Source organism: Methanolacinia petrolearia DSM 11571 (assembly GCF_000147875.1).
Lineage (GTDB): Archaea > Halobacteriota > Methanomicrobia > Methanomicrobiales > Methanomicrobiaceae > Methanolacinia > Methanolacinia petrolearia.
The window spans coordinates 2,309,960-2,325,861 of record NC_014507.1; the positions used below are offsets into that span (position 1 = coordinate 2,309,960).

The 15,902-nt window shown below is 44.0% G+C and carries 24 protein-coding genes and 1 tRNA gene; 16 read left to right on the forward strand and 9 right to left on the reverse strand.

Features of this window, described 5'->3' with window-relative positions; genetic code table 11:
- The first annotated feature begins 116 nt into the window (after positions 1–116).
- A tRNA-Thr gene (locus MPET_RS11580) sits at positions 117–189 on the forward strand.
- A 286-nt stretch (positions 190–475) separates the two neighbouring features.
- Here the strand turns inward: MPET_RS11580 and MPET_RS15545 are convergent.
- The 8 genes from MPET_RS15545 to MPET_RS11620 form a co-directional block, all read right to left on the reverse strand.
- Positions 476–1,735: a DNA-methyltransferase gene (locus MPET_RS15545; protein ID WP_013330221.1), complete on the reverse strand. Its 1,260-nt coding sequence runs from the start codon at positions 1,733–1,735 to the stop codon at positions 476–478.
- Positions 1,732–2,352, reverse strand: coding sequence for a hypothetical protein (locus tag MPET_RS11590; RefSeq protein WP_013330222.1), 621 nt, complete (start codon positions 2,350–2,352; stop codon positions 1,732–1,734). Before MPET_RS11590 ends, MPET_RS15545 begins: the two co-directional genes overlap by 4 nt.
- Complete coding sequence (locus tag MPET_RS15175; RefSeq protein WP_148222232.1) at positions 2,349–2,558, reverse strand: hypothetical protein; 210 nt, start codon at positions 2,556–2,558, stop codon at positions 2,349–2,351. The genes MPET_RS11590 and MPET_RS15175 overlap by 4 nt, the downstream gene beginning before the upstream one ends.
- Complete coding sequence (locus MPET_RS11595) at positions 2,559–2,999, reverse strand: ASCH domain-containing protein (protein ID WP_013330223.1); 441 nt, start codon at positions 2,997–2,999, stop codon at positions 2,559–2,561.
- Positions 2,996–3,841: a MarR family transcriptional regulator gene (locus MPET_RS11600; protein WP_013330224.1), complete on the reverse strand. Its 846-nt coding sequence runs from the start codon at positions 3,839–3,841 to the stop codon at positions 2,996–2,998. The genes MPET_RS11595 and MPET_RS11600 overlap by 4 nt, the downstream gene beginning before the upstream one ends.
- Positions 3,842–4,275: 434 nt before the next feature.
- Complete coding sequence (locus tag MPET_RS11610; protein ID WP_013330226.1) at positions 4,276–4,575, reverse strand: hypothetical protein; 300 nt, start codon at positions 4,573–4,575, stop codon at positions 4,276–4,278.
- Positions 4,572–5,003 (reverse strand): hypothetical protein, encoded by a 432-nt coding sequence (locus tag MPET_RS11615; RefSeq protein ID WP_013330227.1) that lies wholly within the window; start codon positions 5,001–5,003, stop codon positions 4,572–4,574. The genes MPET_RS11610 and MPET_RS11615 overlap by 4 nt, the downstream gene beginning before the upstream one ends.
- Positions 5,003–5,302 (reverse strand): hypothetical protein, encoded by a 300-nt coding sequence (locus MPET_RS11620; protein WP_187287557.1) that lies wholly within the window; start codon positions 5,300–5,302, stop codon positions 5,003–5,005. The genes MPET_RS11615 and MPET_RS11620 overlap by 1 nt, the downstream gene beginning before the upstream one ends.
- Positions 5,303–5,379: 77 nt before the next feature.
- On the opposite strand from MPET_RS11620, the gene MPET_RS11625 reads away from it, so the two are divergent.
- Entirely contained in the window at positions 5,380–5,613 is a 234-nt protein-coding gene (locus MPET_RS11625; protein ID WP_013330229.1) for a hypothetical protein, read from the forward strand.
- Between the two features lie 1,172 nt (positions 5,614–6,785).
- Here the strand turns inward: MPET_RS11625 and MPET_RS11630 are convergent.
- The gene (locus MPET_RS11630; protein WP_013330231.1) at positions 6,786–7,091 is read right to left on the reverse strand and encodes a hypothetical protein; all 306 of its coding nucleotides are present in this window, start codon (positions 7,089–7,091) and stop codon (positions 6,786–6,788) included.
- A 108-nt stretch (positions 7,092–7,199) separates the two neighbouring features.
- Between MPET_RS11630 and MPET_RS11635 the strand changes: the two genes are divergently transcribed.
- The 14 genes from MPET_RS11635 (at position 7,200) to MPET_RS11690 (ending at position 15,893) form a co-directional block, all read left to right on the forward strand.
- On the forward strand, positions 7,200–7,733 hold the full coding sequence (locus tag MPET_RS11635) for a hypothetical protein (protein ID WP_013330232.1): 534 nt from the start codon (positions 7,200–7,202) through the stop codon (positions 7,731–7,733).
- An 8-nt stretch (positions 7,734–7,741) separates the two neighbouring features.
- Complete coding sequence (locus MPET_RS11640) at positions 7,742–7,939, forward strand: hypothetical protein (protein WP_013330233.1); 198 nt, start codon at positions 7,742–7,744, stop codon at positions 7,937–7,939.
- The gene (locus MPET_RS11645; protein WP_013330234.1) at positions 7,932–8,486 is read left to right on the forward strand and encodes a hypothetical protein; all 555 of its coding nucleotides are present in this window, start codon (positions 7,932–7,934) and stop codon (positions 8,484–8,486) included. Before MPET_RS11640 ends, MPET_RS11645 begins: the two co-directional genes overlap by 8 nt.
- Positions 8,487–8,987: 501 nt before the next feature.
- Positions 8,988–9,656 carry a helicase HerA domain-containing protein gene (locus tag MPET_RS11660; RefSeq protein ID WP_013330237.1) on the forward strand — a complete coding sequence of 223 codons (669 nt, stop codon included), beginning with the start codon at positions 8,988–8,990 and terminating at the stop codon, positions 9,654–9,656.
- A 76-nt stretch (positions 9,657–9,732) separates the two neighbouring features.
- Positions 9,733–9,867, forward strand: coding sequence for a hypothetical protein (locus MPET_RS15615; protein WP_013330238.1), 135 nt, complete (start codon positions 9,733–9,735; stop codon positions 9,865–9,867).
- 15 nt (positions 9,868–9,882) lie between these two features.
- Positions 9,883–10,851, forward strand: coding sequence for a hypothetical protein (locus MPET_RS11665; RefSeq protein WP_013330239.1), 969 nt, complete (start codon positions 9,883–9,885; stop codon positions 10,849–10,851).
- Between the two features lie 28 nt (positions 10,852–10,879).
- Positions 10,880–13,165 (forward strand): hypothetical protein, encoded by a 2,286-nt coding sequence (locus MPET_RS11670; protein WP_013330240.1) that lies wholly within the window; start codon positions 10,880–10,882, stop codon positions 13,163–13,165.
- A 16-nt stretch (positions 13,166–13,181) separates the two neighbouring features.
- A complete protein-coding gene (locus MPET_RS15385) occupies positions 13,182–13,325 on the forward strand; it encodes a hypothetical protein (RefSeq protein WP_013330241.1) in 144 nt (47 codons plus the stop codon).
- A 6-nt stretch (positions 13,326–13,331) separates the two neighbouring features.
- The gene (locus MPET_RS11675; RefSeq protein WP_013330242.1) at positions 13,332–13,682 is read left to right on the forward strand and encodes a hypothetical protein; all 351 of its coding nucleotides are present in this window, start codon (positions 13,332–13,334) and stop codon (positions 13,680–13,682) included.
- Entirely contained in the window at positions 13,683–13,859 is a 177-nt protein-coding gene (locus MPET_RS15390) for a hypothetical protein (RefSeq protein ID WP_013330243.1), read from the forward strand. It abuts the gene before it with no gap.
- 4 nt (positions 13,860–13,863) lie between these two features.
- Positions 13,864–14,025 carry a hypothetical protein gene (locus MPET_RS15395; protein WP_013330244.1) on the forward strand — a complete coding sequence of 54 codons (162 nt, stop codon included), beginning with the start codon at positions 13,864–13,866 and terminating at the stop codon, positions 14,023–14,025.
- Positions 14,026–14,067: 42 nt separating this feature from the next.
- Positions 14,068–14,454 (forward strand): hypothetical protein, encoded by a 387-nt coding sequence (locus MPET_RS11680; protein WP_013330245.1) that lies wholly within the window; start codon positions 14,068–14,070, stop codon positions 14,452–14,454.
- A 186-nt stretch (positions 14,455–14,640) separates the two neighbouring features.
- Positions 14,641–15,081 (forward strand): hypothetical protein, encoded by a 441-nt coding sequence (locus MPET_RS11685; RefSeq protein WP_148222234.1) that lies wholly within the window; start codon positions 14,641–14,643, stop codon positions 15,079–15,081.
- Positions 15,081–15,893: a hypothetical protein gene (locus MPET_RS11690; protein WP_013330247.1), complete on the forward strand. Its 813-nt coding sequence runs from the start codon at positions 15,081–15,083 to the stop codon at positions 15,891–15,893. The genes MPET_RS11685 and MPET_RS11690 overlap by 1 nt, the downstream gene beginning before the upstream one ends.
- Positions 15,894–15,902 lie beyond the last annotated feature (9 nt).

Consider the following 15,902-nt stretch of genomic DNA (forward strand, 5'->3'; position numbering starts at 1 on the left):
GTTTTTGTGGCTATTCTCTGATTAAGAATTGGGTTTGGGCCAAAGGACGAAACCGGCGAAAGACGAGAAACCAATCGCCACCTTTTTTAATCTTTGAGAACTAAAATTGTTAGTGCGCCTCAGTGGCTCAGTTGGCAGAGCGGCTGACTTGTAATCAGCAGGTCCCGAGTTCAAATCTCGGCTGAGGCTTAGAGACATTCAAAGTTCAAAGCCCTATTTTATGAATGTTGTCTTTTCCCTTCAAACTTGCAAATTAAAGAGATATATTTATATGCCCGTACTTTAAAAAATAGCATGCTATGAGAGATCAGAAGAAGAAAGGGTCAGCCCCCCGGTGTCCCATGTGTGGCAAACCTATGATAAGATCCTTCATCCGGCCGGTGCAAGATGGCAAACAAAGATACTTACCGATCGGGTATGTGTGCCCCATCTGTAAAATGATTTCATGGGATGCTGATGAATAAAAAAAAGAATTTCATGTTATAATCTCAATCTGGCAGATCCCAGTATCAAGTTGTTCATCTGCTCTTAAACGCTGCTTTTGCATTTCAACGTAAGATGGATTTATTTCTATAAGAATACTTGATCTGTTCTGCTCCCTGGCGATATCCGCAACTGTGCCGGACCCGCCGAACGGATCAAGGACAGTGCAAGGGATTGGAGTATTTTTTTCACAGGTGCAGCTGGATGTCCACCCTTCCGTATACCTCCGATAGTCTTTGAATGAAGAGGAGGGCGGGGCGATTTGGCCTTTCTGCAGGTCATTTGAATGATCATGCCACCCCTGTCCTGTTGTGCCACCTTCAGTTTTAACAATTCTCACCCAAGGAGTGCCACAATGTGGACAACATCCATATTCAGATGTCCCGGCAAGAATACAACGCCGGGCGAGTTCATCGGGGAATGTTGCAAAATGAGCGTCTGGACGGGGTTGTGTGGGAATGGTCCAGACTGAACGGGCATTTCGTGAAAATTTATCACATAACGGTTTTCCTTCAGAATTTAAATTTCCTGAATGTCCCTGCAGGTTCCTTGATGAAGATGATACCCGGGGATCGCTGGAACCCCAACATGCTTTTGTGAAAGACGAATTATTTTTTATTCGCTTACCTGGGTTTGCAGTTTTAGGTAGATCCCCTTTATAGTCTCCTCGATGGTGTGCTCCCCCGGAAACATTTTCCCGGATTGCTTCTGCATCATAGAAATATTGAGGACTTTTAGTCATAAGGAAAATATATTCATGGCTCCGGGTCGGCCTGTCATTTACACTTTCAGGCATAGGATTTGGTTTATTCCAAACAATATCGCACCTTAAATACCACCCGTCTTCTTGTAATGCAAGTGCAATTCTCCATGGCATACCTACAAGATCTTTATTTTTCAATCCTGCAGGCATTGGCAGCCGCGGGGCATCTCTTAATCCGTCGCTACCCCTGTTTGTTTGTTGCTTCCATCCGATCTTACTCCCATGCCCTGTTTTATTTCCCGATGTATAACAATCTCCGTAATTGAGCCATAATGTCCCATCGTCTCTTAAAACTCTACGGACTTCTCTAAACACTTCAACTATTTTTTGTATATGTGCTTCTGGTGTCTCCTCTAAACCGATCTGACCCTCTATACCATAGTCTCTTAAACTCCAATATGGGGGAGAAGTTACAACGGTATGAACCGATTGAACGGGGAGTTTTTGAAGTCCTTTGATTACATCTGCATTTATTAGGGTATGTTTCATGAAACATCACCCTTTAGAGATCCCCACTGTTCAGCCATTGCCTCGGCAATACCCGGGTATGTTCTTGATCGAAGTTTACTTCGTTCTTCGTTTGTAAATTTCCCGCTTGCAGATAAGAAATGAACTCTTGAATATTTTTTCCCGTCTTTCTTTCCTATGATATACTCCGGCTCAACAATATTAGCCGGCCGGAGAAGTGGAAGGTTTTTTAACCACAATCCGGTTTTTTTAGGTTCAGGGTGTCCGAACTGCCACGGCTGAATATATTGATCCGGTGGCCTCCAAATTGTAGACATGATACAAACCGGATTCTCTATACAAATTCGGGGGATGTGTTGACAGTCTGCAAACATCATAAAAAATTTAATCGCTGCCTGTTGCCTGCCGTCCGCTCTTTTTTCTGCAAAAAAACGGGCTCCGGACACGGCTAAATGAGTACAGGGGGGGTGAGCGATCATAAGATCCCATTTTTCATTTAAGATGTCCCTTACATCTCCTTCATAATGTGGACCGGGTGATTCGGAAGGGAGTATATCGCAGCTGATCGCGTCGTGTCCGTGTTCAATAAATGCATTCCTTACGTTTCCTGAGAATTCGCACGCAACCAAAACCCTCATTTTTCCCTGCCCTCCTGCATTAAATAGGCTTTTAAACAGTTTTCATTGCAAAAATGCGCCTGTTCATTCCATTTGCATAATTCAACACCACAGCCACCCCATTCAATAATTACAACCGCATCATAGCGATTTGCGGAGATGCAAAGACAGTTTTTAGGATCTACCTCTTCCCCGCAAAAATTACAGATATGGCTTATTTTCTTCACTCACATCAGCCCCTTAGAGAGGATCTGATCCAACTGCGTTTCATTGATGAACTGGTAATTTTGCGGCGGGCGGGTGATCCCTAACTCTGAGAGTGTGCTGTAGAAGGTGGGAATATACCGGAGGATCTCGATCGCGTAACCTGAAGAAACACCCTTAAAGTATTCCTGATATTGAATGTATGAGATCCCGGCAGATCCTTCCACAAGACGCCAGAGATCTTTTAAGGACATGTGATGAACTTTCAATACTTCTATCAGGCCGACGATCCTTTGTGTGGGAGCGGAGGAATAGACAGCAATTGTAGGGATTTTTCTTTCTACAAATTCCTGCCCGATTTTCCGGCGTAATTCAAAGGTTTTTGTACCTTCGGCAATCTTTTCGACATATTCCGGCCTTATCGCCATTAAGGCGGCGGCCTTCTCTGATGCTTTCTTTTTCATTTTCCTGATTCTCCTTTTAGTTTTTTTAATTCGTCGTGAATTTCGCGGATTTCCCGCGTTAATTGAGGTAATTCAGAAAAGATCGGGGTCATGCCCTGAATGGTGCGGATCGCTTCGTCGAGGGTCGTTGCATCCTGCCATTGATCGGTTTCGACTTCCGGGATTCCGTGACTATGATCAGTCCACCACCCGGGGAGTGTTACACCCTGATCGATAAGGCCAGACGATCCCCTGAAGGCGACATGCGGACGGGTGATAAGCTCCCCGCATACCTCCGGCTTGTTAATCTCGATTTTACAACCTTGCCAAAATTGAGCGCGAACCCATGAGGTCACGGCTTCGTGTGTTTCAAGCAGTACCCGAGTATTGAGAATTTCAAGAGAAGGGGCGGACAGTTCCTGCTTTCCGTCCGGGTAGGCTATGATCGTATGGGGATGAACATCGATCGTGATATTGGCAGAACCGGGGGAATCACAGCCCCATAAGAATTTATAACGGACATCGCCGCGAGGTTTCCACGGCTTGTAATACCCGACACTTACCGGGTCGAGTGAGAGATCTCCGTCTGTGTGTAGGATCTGATATTTCAGTTGGTAGTTATGAGGACGGGATACGACAAGATCCCGCCCGGTTCTGAGATCTGGCGATCCTTTGTACCACCGGCAGGTATAGCCGGTTTTAGGGGACGGTTGCAGTAGACCAAATTTTATGAGTTTTGCAATTGTCCGGCTTACAGTGGATTTATTGCAACCTACCCGCCGGGCGATCTGTGCCTGGGTGAGATCCTCGCGAGCCGCAAGAGAGGCGATCCTTTTCTGGGTGTCGGTGAGATTCAGATCCATTGTTTAGAGCTTCCGCTATCCTGATGTGGTCTTTAACTGAATTTTGCGGTTTAATTTGCGTTTTCGGTTTGTTCCGTCGTTTCCTTTATCTCTATTTCTCCTTCTGAGATTTTGAGATCTAAAATAAATTTATGACCTTCTGAACACCGGGGATCTGTAATGATCATTTGGTATTCGGCGGGCGTGATCATGTATTTAGTTTGAATTTTGATCATCTCCTGCATTCAGGCGAACACCCTTAAGGGCGAGGACTGCAAAAAAGGCAAATTGCACGATTAAATTAACATTGCCTGTAAAAAACCCGCTTATAGTCCAAAGAGTATTGCCGAAAATCCAAGAACAATAACCGGCCTTTCGATATTTCCGCCTTTGGCTAACTGTCAGAACTCCCCCGGCGAGACCGGCGAGCATTGCGGGAGTTTGGAGAATATCGATCATTTTTCCACCTTATAATGGAAACAAACTTCCTGTTTCCCTTGGGCGTCTTCACTCATCCAATTTGGAATCTTTTCATCATCGAGTACTGCCTGAAGAATCTTGAAATTTTTATCTGATTTAAAATTTAAACCGACTTTAACAGGTCTTTCTTCGTCCTCATTGATCTTTTTGATGGTCCCGATTTCTGCTCGGCTGACACCAAGTATATTTTTCTCTATGTGATCGATAATCGCCTCTGCTTCATTGGGTTCTATCCCTTTTTCAAATTTGATTTTACAAACGGCCTCTAATATCATTTTTCCACCACCACGAGATCGACCGAGTGATAAAAACGGGCACTTACAGGCATGTAACGATGCCGACCTTGAGCACTGATCCGGTTTTCATGGTTTTTCGGGAAACTCAATTCATCGAAGAAGATCCCGTATTTTTCGCAAATATCCTTCAGGTCCGCAAGGATCATATCGAAAGGTCGGGAATATTCAGCTTTGGTAAAGTCCGTTTTATGGCGGCCTGTATTCGGTCTATAACGGGAATAAATATGGCCTGAATCTGAAACCCATATCGTTTTAATGGTGATATCTTCGGCTTTTTCCCATTGCCGGACTTTTTCGGCTAATTCTGTTAACCATGAATGAACATCCTGCCCGGTTTCTACCTCAGAAAGAAATCCGCGGCTTTTATCAATCCACCAATCGGCGACCGGTAGACCGGATTCCTGCATTATACCGCCCCTTTCTCTAAACTCAGAGCTGTTTTAAAAGTTGTATCATAATCTGGTTCTTTCGGTATCTCTGGTTTTGCAGATTTTGAATTCTTCTTTTTTGAACCTATGTTCTTAATGCAATACCTGACAGCCCCCGATATGTCTTTTGGAGGCTTGTCACTCTTGATAATATCATCAAGGATATCTAATTCACTTGAAGATACCCGGACGATGATCCGTTCGGGGAAATTGACTTTACTTATGTTTATCACACCTGGCAAATTGTTATGCCGTGTATAACATTGCAAATCAGCCAATATATAATTTGTCATACATTGTATATACATTGCAAAACTCAAACTAAAATTGTTTGACGGTGTATAACAGAATAAGCATGGCTACAAAAAGTGAATTAAAACCTGTAGGATTCAGACTGCCTTTAAAATTAGTGGAGCAAATTGACAAGGAAGCAGAAAATAATTTTAGAGACAGAACAGGTGAAATTGTTCACGCGATAACAGAATATTATAAATTCGAGTCTGAAAAGAAAGAGATATTAAAATTAGTTAAAGAAATGACAGATCGTATTGTTATTTTAGAAAAAGAAGTTGAGGACCTTAAAAAATAGGGTTTATTTTCTCCCTTTATCCTTCTTTTTTTGTATATTTTTTATATCTGTTTCAAGTTTTCCTAATCTGTCGTTTAATTCTTCAATTTTTTTTTATTTCTTCCATATATCCACCCAAAAAAACGCCAGACAATGAAAAAACTAAATAATAGCCCCCCATTGCCCGACCCCTAAAAAATTTATTTACATCAATTAAAACTTAATTAAATTTATACCCACAAACTAAAGCCTGTTAAAAAAATCTGGTTTATTTCTTCTCTCATGATTTCTTCAATTAATATGTGTATGACAGATCAAATTATTTAAATAGTGCATTTTATGGGCTGAAAATTCGGGGCGATTTAAACGCCTGAATTTAAAAAATATGGCGGGTTGCTGGGGTCTAAGACCCTCCCTCTTTTTGTTGCATCTTGTAAAATAACCTATACATTTTTAAAAGAAATCATGATTTTATAAAAATACTATCGTGATCTTGATTTATTTAAATAATAACGTGTTTTAATAAACAAGCCGCAAATTGATTTTTAATTGTCTGGTATATAGAGTCAATCAAAATTTTAATTTCTTCTTTACATTTTTTGGTTAAGTTGCGTACGACGTAACAGGGGGTGGGGTATGCAACGAAAAGAGCAAATATTTAAACCCGGATTAATCCAAAATTCTATCAAACAAATATATATCATGCAACGAATATATTTCATAATACTTAAGCGTATCTGTAAAAATCTAATATAGGGTCTTAAATTTTCTCTGATTCGGAAAATAAGAGTAAATAAACGATAAATAATGAAATAAAGTTTAATTTATCGATAAACGGCAAAAAACAAATACTATTTAATTATTGTCCTTGTAAATTCTTGTTTCTGTTAACTAAATCTGGTTTATTCTCGACCGCCTCAAAAATCACTGAAAGTATATAAAGGCGATCGTATGAGGCTGTAGTTATGTTGAGCATTTTTGTAAATTCCGAAGACGAGAAATTATTAAATTATCTGGCAGGGATTACAACACTTTTTCAGTTTGTCGAGAATTATACAAAGAATTATGATTTCCGTCGAAGGATGGATAAAGAAGGCTTTAAAGTGGAATTAAATTAAAAATTAATAGTTAGTCACATCTTTTTGGATGTGTGGATTGAAACGATTTGCGGGGTGAGAAAGGAGGATTTTTTATTATTCCCCTTTACCGCCGGACTTTGCCGGAGGCTGAAGCAGGTTAAGAACCTCTTTATAATCGATCTCTCTGTTGCCCCCTCTACTTCCGACATAATCAAAGGTAGCATCTACTTTTACAAGATTACCGAGCAATACACAGAGATCTTTTTCCCTGTTCCTGCGGGCGTCGTCTTCTGCCTGTTCTTTTCTTTTGCGTTCGAGATATGACAGGAACATAGGCCCGATACTGGTTGCTATTGCAACAATACACATTGCAAAGACCAACACGAGTGTAACAATTACGTTTACATCGATTGTAGTCATGTCTTTTTCACCTTTTACGCTTTTTACTCTGTTATTTTTGTATAAAAATATGCGAAAATCCGAGAAATTCAATATTTAAGACGGATTAGAAGGAGATTAAAAAGCCATATGGAAAAAAACCGAAAAAATCCGACAGTCCTATTAGTCTGCAATAAATGCGGGCATATGTGGGAACCGAACGAGGGGAGCAAAAAACCGCAATGTTCGAAATGTCGTTCAACTTCTAAGCATTATGCAAAACCGCACGAAATAGAAGCTTATATTTCTGGTGCTGTCATTTCCCCGGATTTCACAAAAAAAGCAGACGAGCCGGGGGAGATCCCGACCGTTGAAAATAACCCTGATTCCCTTAAATCCGAGGTTCAGGATATTGATATTGAAGCCTTGATCAACAGGGATTTAGAGGAAGAATCCGACGGGAAAGAGGAAGATCAGCCCCCGGAAGAGGATAAGAAAGGCTGTAATATGACTTATGTCATTGTGGCGGCCCTTGTGCTGATCGGGGGTGCACTTGCAGGGTGGTTTTTTCTATCCCGCTGGCGTGCTAAAAATGATGTCCGACGGGCTAAAGGGGATCAGGAAGTGAAAGAGCATCGAACCGGCTATGAAGGGTTACACAGGGCGGGATATCCGACTATCTGAGGGTTAAAATGTTGGATCAAGTGAAGGCATTAAAAGGGCTTGGCGGCCTGTCTGAAGCTGTTCAGAAATTCGCGGATGAAATCGATATGGATAAAGCCAGATCCGCCTATGAAAACGGCGGATTCAAGGGGCAGATCATTCTCGAAGATACGGAAATTATTTTCATGGTTCGTAAAAAGGCGGAGGCTGAGCCAATAAATGAATGATTTCGATGAATTGCTGAAAAAGGATATAACCGCATCTGTGACAGTCCGGGAAGATGACGAAGAGCCGACCCGGACGGGGGAGGATTACAAACCGGAATCATACACGGATAATAAGGGAGATCACCCCTTCATAGCCCTGATCGATATCGGGGTTAATGAATCCGCCACATACTGCAAAAAGGAAGGACTACCGGAACCGAACCTTTCCTTATGGGAGAACTTCAGCCGTGAATTTCTGAATAAAGCTCTTTGGCATTATGCCCCGGATGGAGATATTCCAGACAGCCCGATCCTATGCCTGATCCTCGGCATGGGTGGATTATCCGCGTGTTACATCCCTGTAATCCTTGCGGTGATAGACAAACAAAAGGAAGAGGAAAACAAGGCAAAAGAGAAGCAGGAAACCGCCCCACAGATTGAAGAAAAACCCGAACCTATCCGAAAGATCCCGGAGCCTGAAACCCCAAAGCACAATTTAACAGGGTTAGGCGCGGAAATCACCCGGAACATCTCAGAGATGGAAGATAGGGCAAAGGCATTTTCATGATAGAATATTCCTTAAAAAAAATCATTTCTCTTAGTGGGATTTTCTTAATCAGCCTGGTAGCTCAGATTATTAACATTTTATTAATACTTGCGGGCCTATGGATGGCATCACAGGGCATAGGGATCATTAATGAAATTCTCGGACTTGTTTTTTTTGGAATAGGATTTTATACCTTTTTATGGTGGATTTTCGTTGAGAATTGGCAGATTTACAGAATTTTTAAACCTAAATTAACGGACGGTTTTTAAATGGATAACGGAAAACACATGATGAACGCCGAAGGAACCCGGAGCCGCAAAAATATCTATCTAATACTTATTTTCCTGCTTTGTTCAGCAGTTCAGATCTTTAATTTCCTTGTGATAAGGGATAATTTAAATCTTAGTGGTTCGGCCCTTTTCTTTTGTTGTATGGGGTTTTTTGTATCCCTGTTATGGGCCTTTATTGAAGTTCAGTTGACATCAAGAGTTTTAAAAGTATATTGAAGGACGGTTTTAAGACATGGAAGAAGGAAAGCACAGGATGATCGCCGGAGGAACCGGGAGCGGAAAAAGCCATTTTACCGGGTTACTCATTGAAGAAGACTACAAACAGAAACAGCCCTTTATTATCCTCGATACAAAAACCCGAAATCATATCGGATTAGCGGCATTGAAGCAGGTTAAGACCTTGCAGATTAAACCGGGGTATTCATATAATTTTGAAAGAGCCATGCAGACTCCTTTTTTATTATGCTATCCTTCCCCGGATATGAGAACAAAGGCACTAATCGAGCAATACGATCAGTTGTTGGATACGATTTATAACGATAAATCAAGGCGGAATATCTACATTGAGGAAGCCCATTTATTTAATCCGTCCCCTCAGAAATCTAACGAATGGCTGGAACTCTTCGCCAGAGAGGGCCGCGGTTATGGGATGTTTGCCAGTTTTATAACTCAGAGGATACAGGATTTCCCTAAATTGCTGTGGTCTCAGTGCGGTATAACATACCTGGGTAAATTCAATATCCCGCAGGATATCCGATATGTAGAAGGAATAATCCCGAATTTCTCGGATATTGATCGGACTCTGAAAAAGCATGATATTGTCAGATATGACCACAATGAAAACGGATTTAAGGTGATTAAGGCGGGTAAGATTCACAGAATAACGAAACATTACGGTTAATTTTCAATTTTTAATTTGGATTGGTGCGGATTTTCTCATCTTTTTATTTTCTTTCTGTGATTGCCTTTTGATAAAAATGAGTGTAGAAAATGCAGTTAAAAAAGGCATGGACGCAGGAAAAGAGGCTTTCATGAAGCAGGCTCTTCCTTTTGTCGTTGGTGCGTTTGTGATCGCCGGTGCCACTGCCCTTTATGTGGCACTGAAGAAGTAAGGGGAGGTAAAAACCATGATGAGAACAAAAAGAACCCTTACGGACGATTTCACACTGACAAATAAGACAGTGGAGATCCCGACAACCGCAGTTGTCGACAAGTTCCTGATTCACAACACGATCGTTGTTGAAAATTCAAGCGATGACACAGCATACAGCGGGACGATCGCCGCAATTCTGGAAAAGATGAGCGAGATCCGCCTTGTCTCAGATTCAAACAATGTGCACTATCAGCTTTCGGGCCTCGATGTGGCGATCATGAACTGGTATGATGAGCACGGCGTAGGAGTCAACCCGGATACTGCCGTATCAATACCCGCCGGTGGAAGCGAAACCTTTACTTTCATGCTGACTCTCGACAAGGGCGACATTATTGCCGTTGGGAAGCAGAGCCTTGATCTATCGGTGAGCGTTGGAACCTCGATCGCTACGGACGTTGCGATCACATCATACACCGGGAAGGTCACCCTTGAAGAAGTCATAATGACAGAGGCCGAAATACTCTCCGTATACGGTCAGGGCCTTGTCGGCTCGGCCGAACCGAAGGTAACAACCGTTTCAAAACCTTTCGACGCAACAAGCGATCTTCATTCCTTCCTGAATCTTCCGACCGGCACGGCACTAAGACAGAGTTATATTTCCGTACTGGATACATCAGGCGTTCGCGGAACTGTCACCCCTTCGGAGGTCGGGATCATTAAGGAAGTCCCGAACAGACAGGATATGTTTTCCTGTCATTTCACCACGCTTCGAGAGACAAACAAACGTTCCTTTGACGTTGCAAACCTTCTAAACGGCATTGCAATTATCGATTACGGGAGGGAGATCACAAACGACGCTTTCGGCGTGAAAGGATGGACTTTCAAGCCCGGCGATGTCAGGCTTGCCACGAAATCCGAAACAGCCGGAAAGGTGAGAGTGATCAACGTGGAGTATGTCGTAAATACCGCCGCTTACAATGCGGCAGTTATTGAGGCGGCATAAATCTTCCTTTTTTAGAGGTTGTGGATGAATGAGTTTATTTTCTGGTCTCCTCTCACTTGGTAACTCGATAGTTTCGGGTGCGACAAAGACCGTATCATCCACTGCAAGCACTACAAGTAAAGCGGTATCTTCCGGGGTAAGTTCTGCAAGTCGGGCGGCCTCTTCCGGTCTGAGTTCTGCAAGTAAGGCGGTATCTTCGGGTCTGAGTTCTGCGAGTCGGGCGGCTTCTTCTGGTTTGAGTTCTGCAAGTCGGGCGGTATCTTCCGGTCTGAGTGCTATTGAAAAACAGACTGTAAACGTTCTGCCGAAGGTTTCCCTTCCTGCGGTTTCACTCCCTAAAGTGTCGTCTTTACCGAATGTCTCACTCCCTACGGTTGCCATTCCTGCGGCTGTTGCCGCCGGAACCGTGGCGGCTGTTGCCTCCGGATCTCTTCCTAAAATCTCCCTGCCGGAGATTGATCTTTCAGGGGCGGCAAATGCCTTTAATTCCGTTTCTTCATACCTGGGGGGATCTGACAGCTCTGTAAAATCTACAGACTGGTTTAATTTGAACTACGGGAATCCTGACGTTCAGTTTACAGATCCGAAAACAGGGGAATCTTTAGGATATTTGGGGCAGTTCGCCTCTCCTTATGCCGTAGAAGATAATTATCTCTGGTTCAACACGGGCAAGGGAAATACACAGGTCCCGGCGGGTTTTTCCTCATGGACTGACACCCCGGACGCCGGTATTTTGACTTCCTACGGATTGTCCGGGAATGTGATCTATTCTTCTCAGGTCTTAAACGCGGGCGAAAGAGCGGATACACTCAGTACTTACAGTGATCACGGCTGGCTAACCAAAAAGAAATTGGGCACAGTGCCAGCCGGGGCGGGTGTATCCGTTCAGAATAATGAAGGGGATATCTTCGGCGGGGCGTTATCTGCCATTTCCGGGGGTATTGACTCCATTATAGGCGCACGCGATCGGAGTTATGACGATTCCATCACCCGGATCACTTCAGGAGATGCCGGAACCGGAGGCGTTCAGTTCGCAGGAACGGCGGCGGCCGATGTCCTCCTTCCTATGGATTTGGTGAATGTTTCAAACAAGCTCCTTACGGGAAGAGGGAAGGATCTCGATACCTGGGACTATGTCGGTGCAGGGATCGATGTCGGGACAATTGCGCTCGGTGTATTTACGGGCGGCCTTGGATATGGTGCGAGCAGGGCCTTGATCAAAGGAGGAAAAGCAGTTACAACAGGTGGAGAAATGTTTAAAATTACTAAACTTTTCGGAGCCGCAGACGCGGCGGAAACCGGGGCAAAGGTGATATCTAACACCGGAACCGGATTAAAGGGATTTTCCAATACTCCTGAAATTACAGGAATTGCGGTAAAGCTCCCGAATGTTGGCACAGACTCCCGCATTACTGATCTGGCTGTCAGAGAGGCGGACGTATTAGGCGGATGGACAAAGGGCGGATCGGGTGCGACTTCGTTTTACACGAAGACCGCAGAGCCTACCTATAAGATCTTTTCAAGTGCGGCAGAGCCTACGTTTAAAGTTTCTTCGGTGGGAGAAACCTTTGTAAAAACCGCTTCGCCGGTCATTGAGACGGGGGCAAAGGGCACAGACGCGGCGTTCTCGTCTGCCGTTAAAGCGCCCTCGTCCGGACTTTTAGGAAAGGCAGCAGGCGGGGCTGGTCTGCTCGGACTTGGCGGACTTACAGCAATGGCCCTTTTCGGATCGGGATCTTCCCTTCAGGGAGGCGGGACACCGGATCAGGGCGATGTTTCGGAGTATGTGGCCTATATCAAACAACTGGAAGACCAGTTAACGAATTTACAGGCACAGTATGAAGCCGGGGCCATGAGTGACGCGGAATATATCGCAGCCCTTGAACAGTATGTGGCAGAGCTTGAAGCCGCTTTGCAGTCCGGGCAGATTACGCAGGACCAGTATGATTCCCTCTATGGTGACGCATACGACGAATACCTGGGGGCGACCGGCGGGTATTATGATCCGGCATTCGGTGACGGCACTTATTACGAAGTGGTGGAGGATGCAGCACAGGACGCAACCCGCCTTGCCGACGGAATACCGATATTAAGCGATGTCCTGCAATGGTTCAGATCGCACGGCCTCGCCCTTCCGGGTCTGATCGTTGTCGGCGGTGTCGTGGTAATCGGCGGAGCTTACGCTTATTCTCAGGCGACCGGGAAGCGGGTAAAGCTTCCCGCCCTTCCAGCCTTTGGAAAGACCACACGGAAGAGCGGAGGATCTACGGGACGCAGAAGAGGAACGGGGAGGAAATCCCCGGCCTCTGCATAAATGGAGTTGGTAAAAAATGGACGAAGTAACCCCGATTGAAGAAACGCCAACCGAAGAAACGCCAACCGAAGAATGCGGCGGCGTGTGCATAGTGATTGAACCGATTGCGATCATTGCGATCTTTGCTCTGATCTTTTCCCTTATCGCTTTGAGGAAGTGATCGGGAATGTCAGTCTTTAGCACTGCCCCGAAGATCGCCAACACAGTGACCCCCACCCTGAGATCTGCGAAGGATGCAGCGATCGGCCTTGGGGAGTCTGCAAAGCAGGGCCTTTTAACTATGGTTACGCCTGCAAAGGAGTTTGCGAAGACTAAGAGCGCCCAACATGCCGTATATCCTGCTCTTGTCGGCGGCGGTCTCGGGGTTGGCAGTTACGCGGCATTATCAGGAGCCGGGGCCGGTCTTCGGACGCTCGGAGGCGAAACGGCAAAAGATACAAAAAATGTGGTCGTCGGGATTATTGCCCTTCTCGGTGTTCTCGGTGTTCTTGTGTTCCTGTATTCTAAGGTGAAATAGATGCCGATCGAGTTTACAGACGGACTTTTGACGGCAATTCTTATTGTAGTCCTTCACATGGAATACCGGATCGGCGGTTATGAATCCGAGATCCGGAGACTTTCGGAGCGTTTCAGAACCGCTCTTAATGAATGCCGGGAGAAAGTGGGTTTAAAACCCCTCTCGGCGGGAGAATGAAACTATGTCAGAATGTAAAACCTGCGATGAAATACTGAAGCAGGCAGGAACCACGGAGGATAAAAGCACCTGGTTAACCCCGGAGAGAATCGAATTTATCAAAGGTGTTCTCTTAGGAATTGCTCTTTATTTCCTCTATCTGTATGTCAAGAAAAAGAGGCATTAAAATGATTGAATTTATGAAACTGTTTATTCAGGGAGTGGGAAAATGGGAGAATTGAAACCTTGCACGTTCTGTAATGAGATGTTACAGATAAAAGGATATCTTGCCGGGATTCTGGCCGGGGTTTCGAGTGCCAACAATGAGGATCTTCTGATACAGTATCCGGAATCAACAGAAAATATAAATCTGTCACCTGGGGAGACATTTAACAAAGCCATTGAGGTAAACAGGAAACTTAAATATCTCTGTGTATCTGTCCCTTCAGGCTGCATTTTAGAGATCAAGAGTGACAATATAACTAAAATGTGGTTCTGTGATGAGGCTGGAACAATTGAATTTCAGTCAGGAATGAGTTTCGGCAGGATGGAAATTAATGTTCAGAATTGCACGACTGAAGCGGTGCGGTGGACCTGCCGCATGCTGTTTGTGTAAGGTGAGATCATGCGCAATCATTTTTTTTTCTCGGTTAAAAAGCGGATGGAGTATCTAAAATCTCAGAATCTACCTATTAAACTGCTTTATTACGGCGGGAACGAGTGCCGGGTATCTGCCGATCTTCTTTATCAGCATTGCCGGAATGATTCGGATTTACATTTTGTTATTCCGCTTTATCCTGATATGAAAGAGAGGATTAGAGGATACATAAATACGCTGTATCCAGAGCTTAAGCCGGTATTTATTGATTGTTCGGAGATTTGCAACAATTCAAATGAATACAATCCTTCTCAGGCTTCAGGGTATGCCTGTAATTCGTCATTTCTGGAATATCAAGGAATAGAGCATATCAACATATGCACCGGGGCGTTTGAATATTCATCAATATCTCAATGTGAGCAGTGCAGGCACATAATCCCAAACCGGCACGGATTAGCAGCACCGAGGGCAGACGGAACCGGGGGCAAGGTATGGAATTTCTATATGTTCTATGGCTATTCTGAAACAGCCATTGATAAGATTGTGAAAAGGAAGAGCCTTTCTTTATCTTCTCTAATCTGCCCGATGCATCTTAATCAGTTAAAGAAATGGTGGAATTATGAGCTAATTAATGAGGGCTTATAATGGGTATTGGTTATGTCAGATATGGATTTGTCGAAATTGGCGAAATTGATATTCCTTACATCCTTAAGCCTGCAATAGTTTACAAAAAAGGTATTTTTCCACCGCTTGAATCTGAAATGTCATTCTATGGTATTTCAGGGCTTTATCAAGATAGTAAATTAGAGATTGCAGTACCTGAAACCGTTATTTCAGCACTACCCGAGGTAGAGATCACAGCATCCTATTATGTAGAGAATGATTTTTTCTTTATTACCGTTTATGAGGTCCAATTACTAAACGCTACAGCTTGGCAATTTCTTTATACTTCTGACGGTGGTGAAACATGGAAACCGTTTAAAGAATCTGCCGGGGTTCTTTCCGGGATGAACTATTTTTATTCAGGAGAATGTCCGGGGGTAAAATGCAGGGCATATAATGGCGGTTTATGGCGTGATTCTGATATCTGTTGGGATGATGGAAGGAGGACGGTTGTAGATGCGACAGGCGGCGAGGTCGTAGAGGGTGATCCCCTTGTCTATATCGCGGGTGTTGTAATCAGTGACACAGCAGAAAATACAGGCGGCGGGCGAATAATTGAAGAACAGCCAACAATCGAGGTTTCAGGGGTTATTGTTAATGAATCTCTGGAAGCGTCTTCGATTCTGAATGAAGAACAGCCAATAAATGAAATTTCAGGCGTAACGGTGAGTGAAACAGTTATTCAGACAGGAGCCGGAAGCGGAACAGACGTTTTCCCGTATACACCAACAAATGAAATTTCAGGCGTAACGGTAAGTGAGACACTAACAGAAACAGGTATAAAAATTATTTAGGAGTGATCA

Bases quoted from the DNA above. Each gene is read 5' to 3' on its own strand.
- MPET_RS15545 (WP_013330221.1), bottom strand. From the start codon at position 1,735: ATGAAACATACCCTAATAAATGCAGATGTAATCAAAGGACTTCAAAAA.
- MPET_RS11590 (WP_013330222.1), bottom strand. From the start codon at position 2,352: ATGAGGGTTTTGGTTGCGTGCGAATTCTCAGGAAACGTAAGGAATGCA.
- MPET_RS11595 (WP_013330223.1), bottom strand. From the start codon at position 2,999: ATGAAAAAGAAAGCATCAGAGAAGGCCGCCGCCTTAATGGCGATAAGG.
- MPET_RS11600 (WP_013330224.1), bottom strand. From the start codon at position 3,841: ATGGATCTGAATCTCACCGACACCCAGAAAAGGATCGCCTCTCTTGCG.
- MPET_RS11610 (WP_013330226.1), bottom strand. From the start codon at position 4,575: ATGATATTAGAGGCCGTTTGTAAAATCAAATTTGAAAAAGGGATAGAA.
- MPET_RS11615 (WP_013330227.1), bottom strand. From the start codon at position 5,003: ATGCAGGAATCCGGTCTACCGGTCGCCGATTGGTGGATTGATAAAAGC.
- MPET_RS11625 (WP_013330229.1), top strand. From the start codon at position 5,380: ATGGCTACAAAAAGTGAATTAAAACCTGTAGGATTCAGACTGCCTTTA.
- MPET_RS11630 (WP_013330231.1), bottom strand. From the start codon at position 7,091: ATGACTACAATCGATGTAAACGTAATTGTTACACTCGTGTTGGTCTTT.
- MPET_RS11635 (WP_013330232.1), top strand. From the start codon at position 7,200: ATGGAAAAAAACCGAAAAAATCCGACAGTCCTATTAGTCTGCAATAAA.
- MPET_RS11640 (WP_013330233.1), top strand. From the start codon at position 7,742: ATGTTGGATCAAGTGAAGGCATTAAAAGGGCTTGGCGGCCTGTCTGAA.
- MPET_RS11645 (WP_013330234.1), top strand. From the start codon at position 7,932: ATGAATGATTTCGATGAATTGCTGAAAAAGGATATAACCGCATCTGTG.
- MPET_RS11660 (WP_013330237.1), top strand. From the start codon at position 8,988: ATGGAAGAAGGAAAGCACAGGATGATCGCCGGAGGAACCGGGAGCGGA.
- MPET_RS15615 (WP_013330238.1), top strand. From the start codon at position 9,733: ATGAGTGTAGAAAATGCAGTTAAAAAAGGCATGGACGCAGGAAAAGAG.
- MPET_RS11665 (WP_013330239.1), top strand. From the start codon at position 9,883: ATGATGAGAACAAAAAGAACCCTTACGGACGATTTCACACTGACAAAT.
- MPET_RS11670 (WP_013330240.1), top strand. From the start codon at position 10,880: ATGAGTTTATTTTCTGGTCTCCTCTCACTTGGTAACTCGATAGTTTCG.
- MPET_RS15385 (WP_013330241.1), top strand. From the start codon at position 13,182: ATGGACGAAGTAACCCCGATTGAAGAAACGCCAACCGAAGAAACGCCA.
- MPET_RS11675 (WP_013330242.1), top strand. From the start codon at position 13,332: ATGTCAGTCTTTAGCACTGCCCCGAAGATCGCCAACACAGTGACCCCC.
- MPET_RS15390 (WP_013330243.1), top strand. From the start codon at position 13,683: ATGCCGATCGAGTTTACAGACGGACTTTTGACGGCAATTCTTATTGTA.
- MPET_RS15395 (WP_013330244.1), top strand. From the start codon at position 13,864: ATGTCAGAATGTAAAACCTGCGATGAAATACTGAAGCAGGCAGGAACC.
- MPET_RS11680 (WP_013330245.1), top strand. From the start codon at position 14,068: ATGGGAGAATTGAAACCTTGCACGTTCTGTAATGAGATGTTACAGATA.
- MPET_RS11685 (WP_148222234.1), top strand. From the start codon at position 14,641: ATGAAAGAGAGGATTAGAGGATACATAAATACGCTGTATCCAGAGCTT.
- MPET_RS11690 (WP_013330247.1), top strand. From the start codon at position 15,081: ATGGGTATTGGTTATGTCAGATATGGATTTGTCGAAATTGGCGAAATT.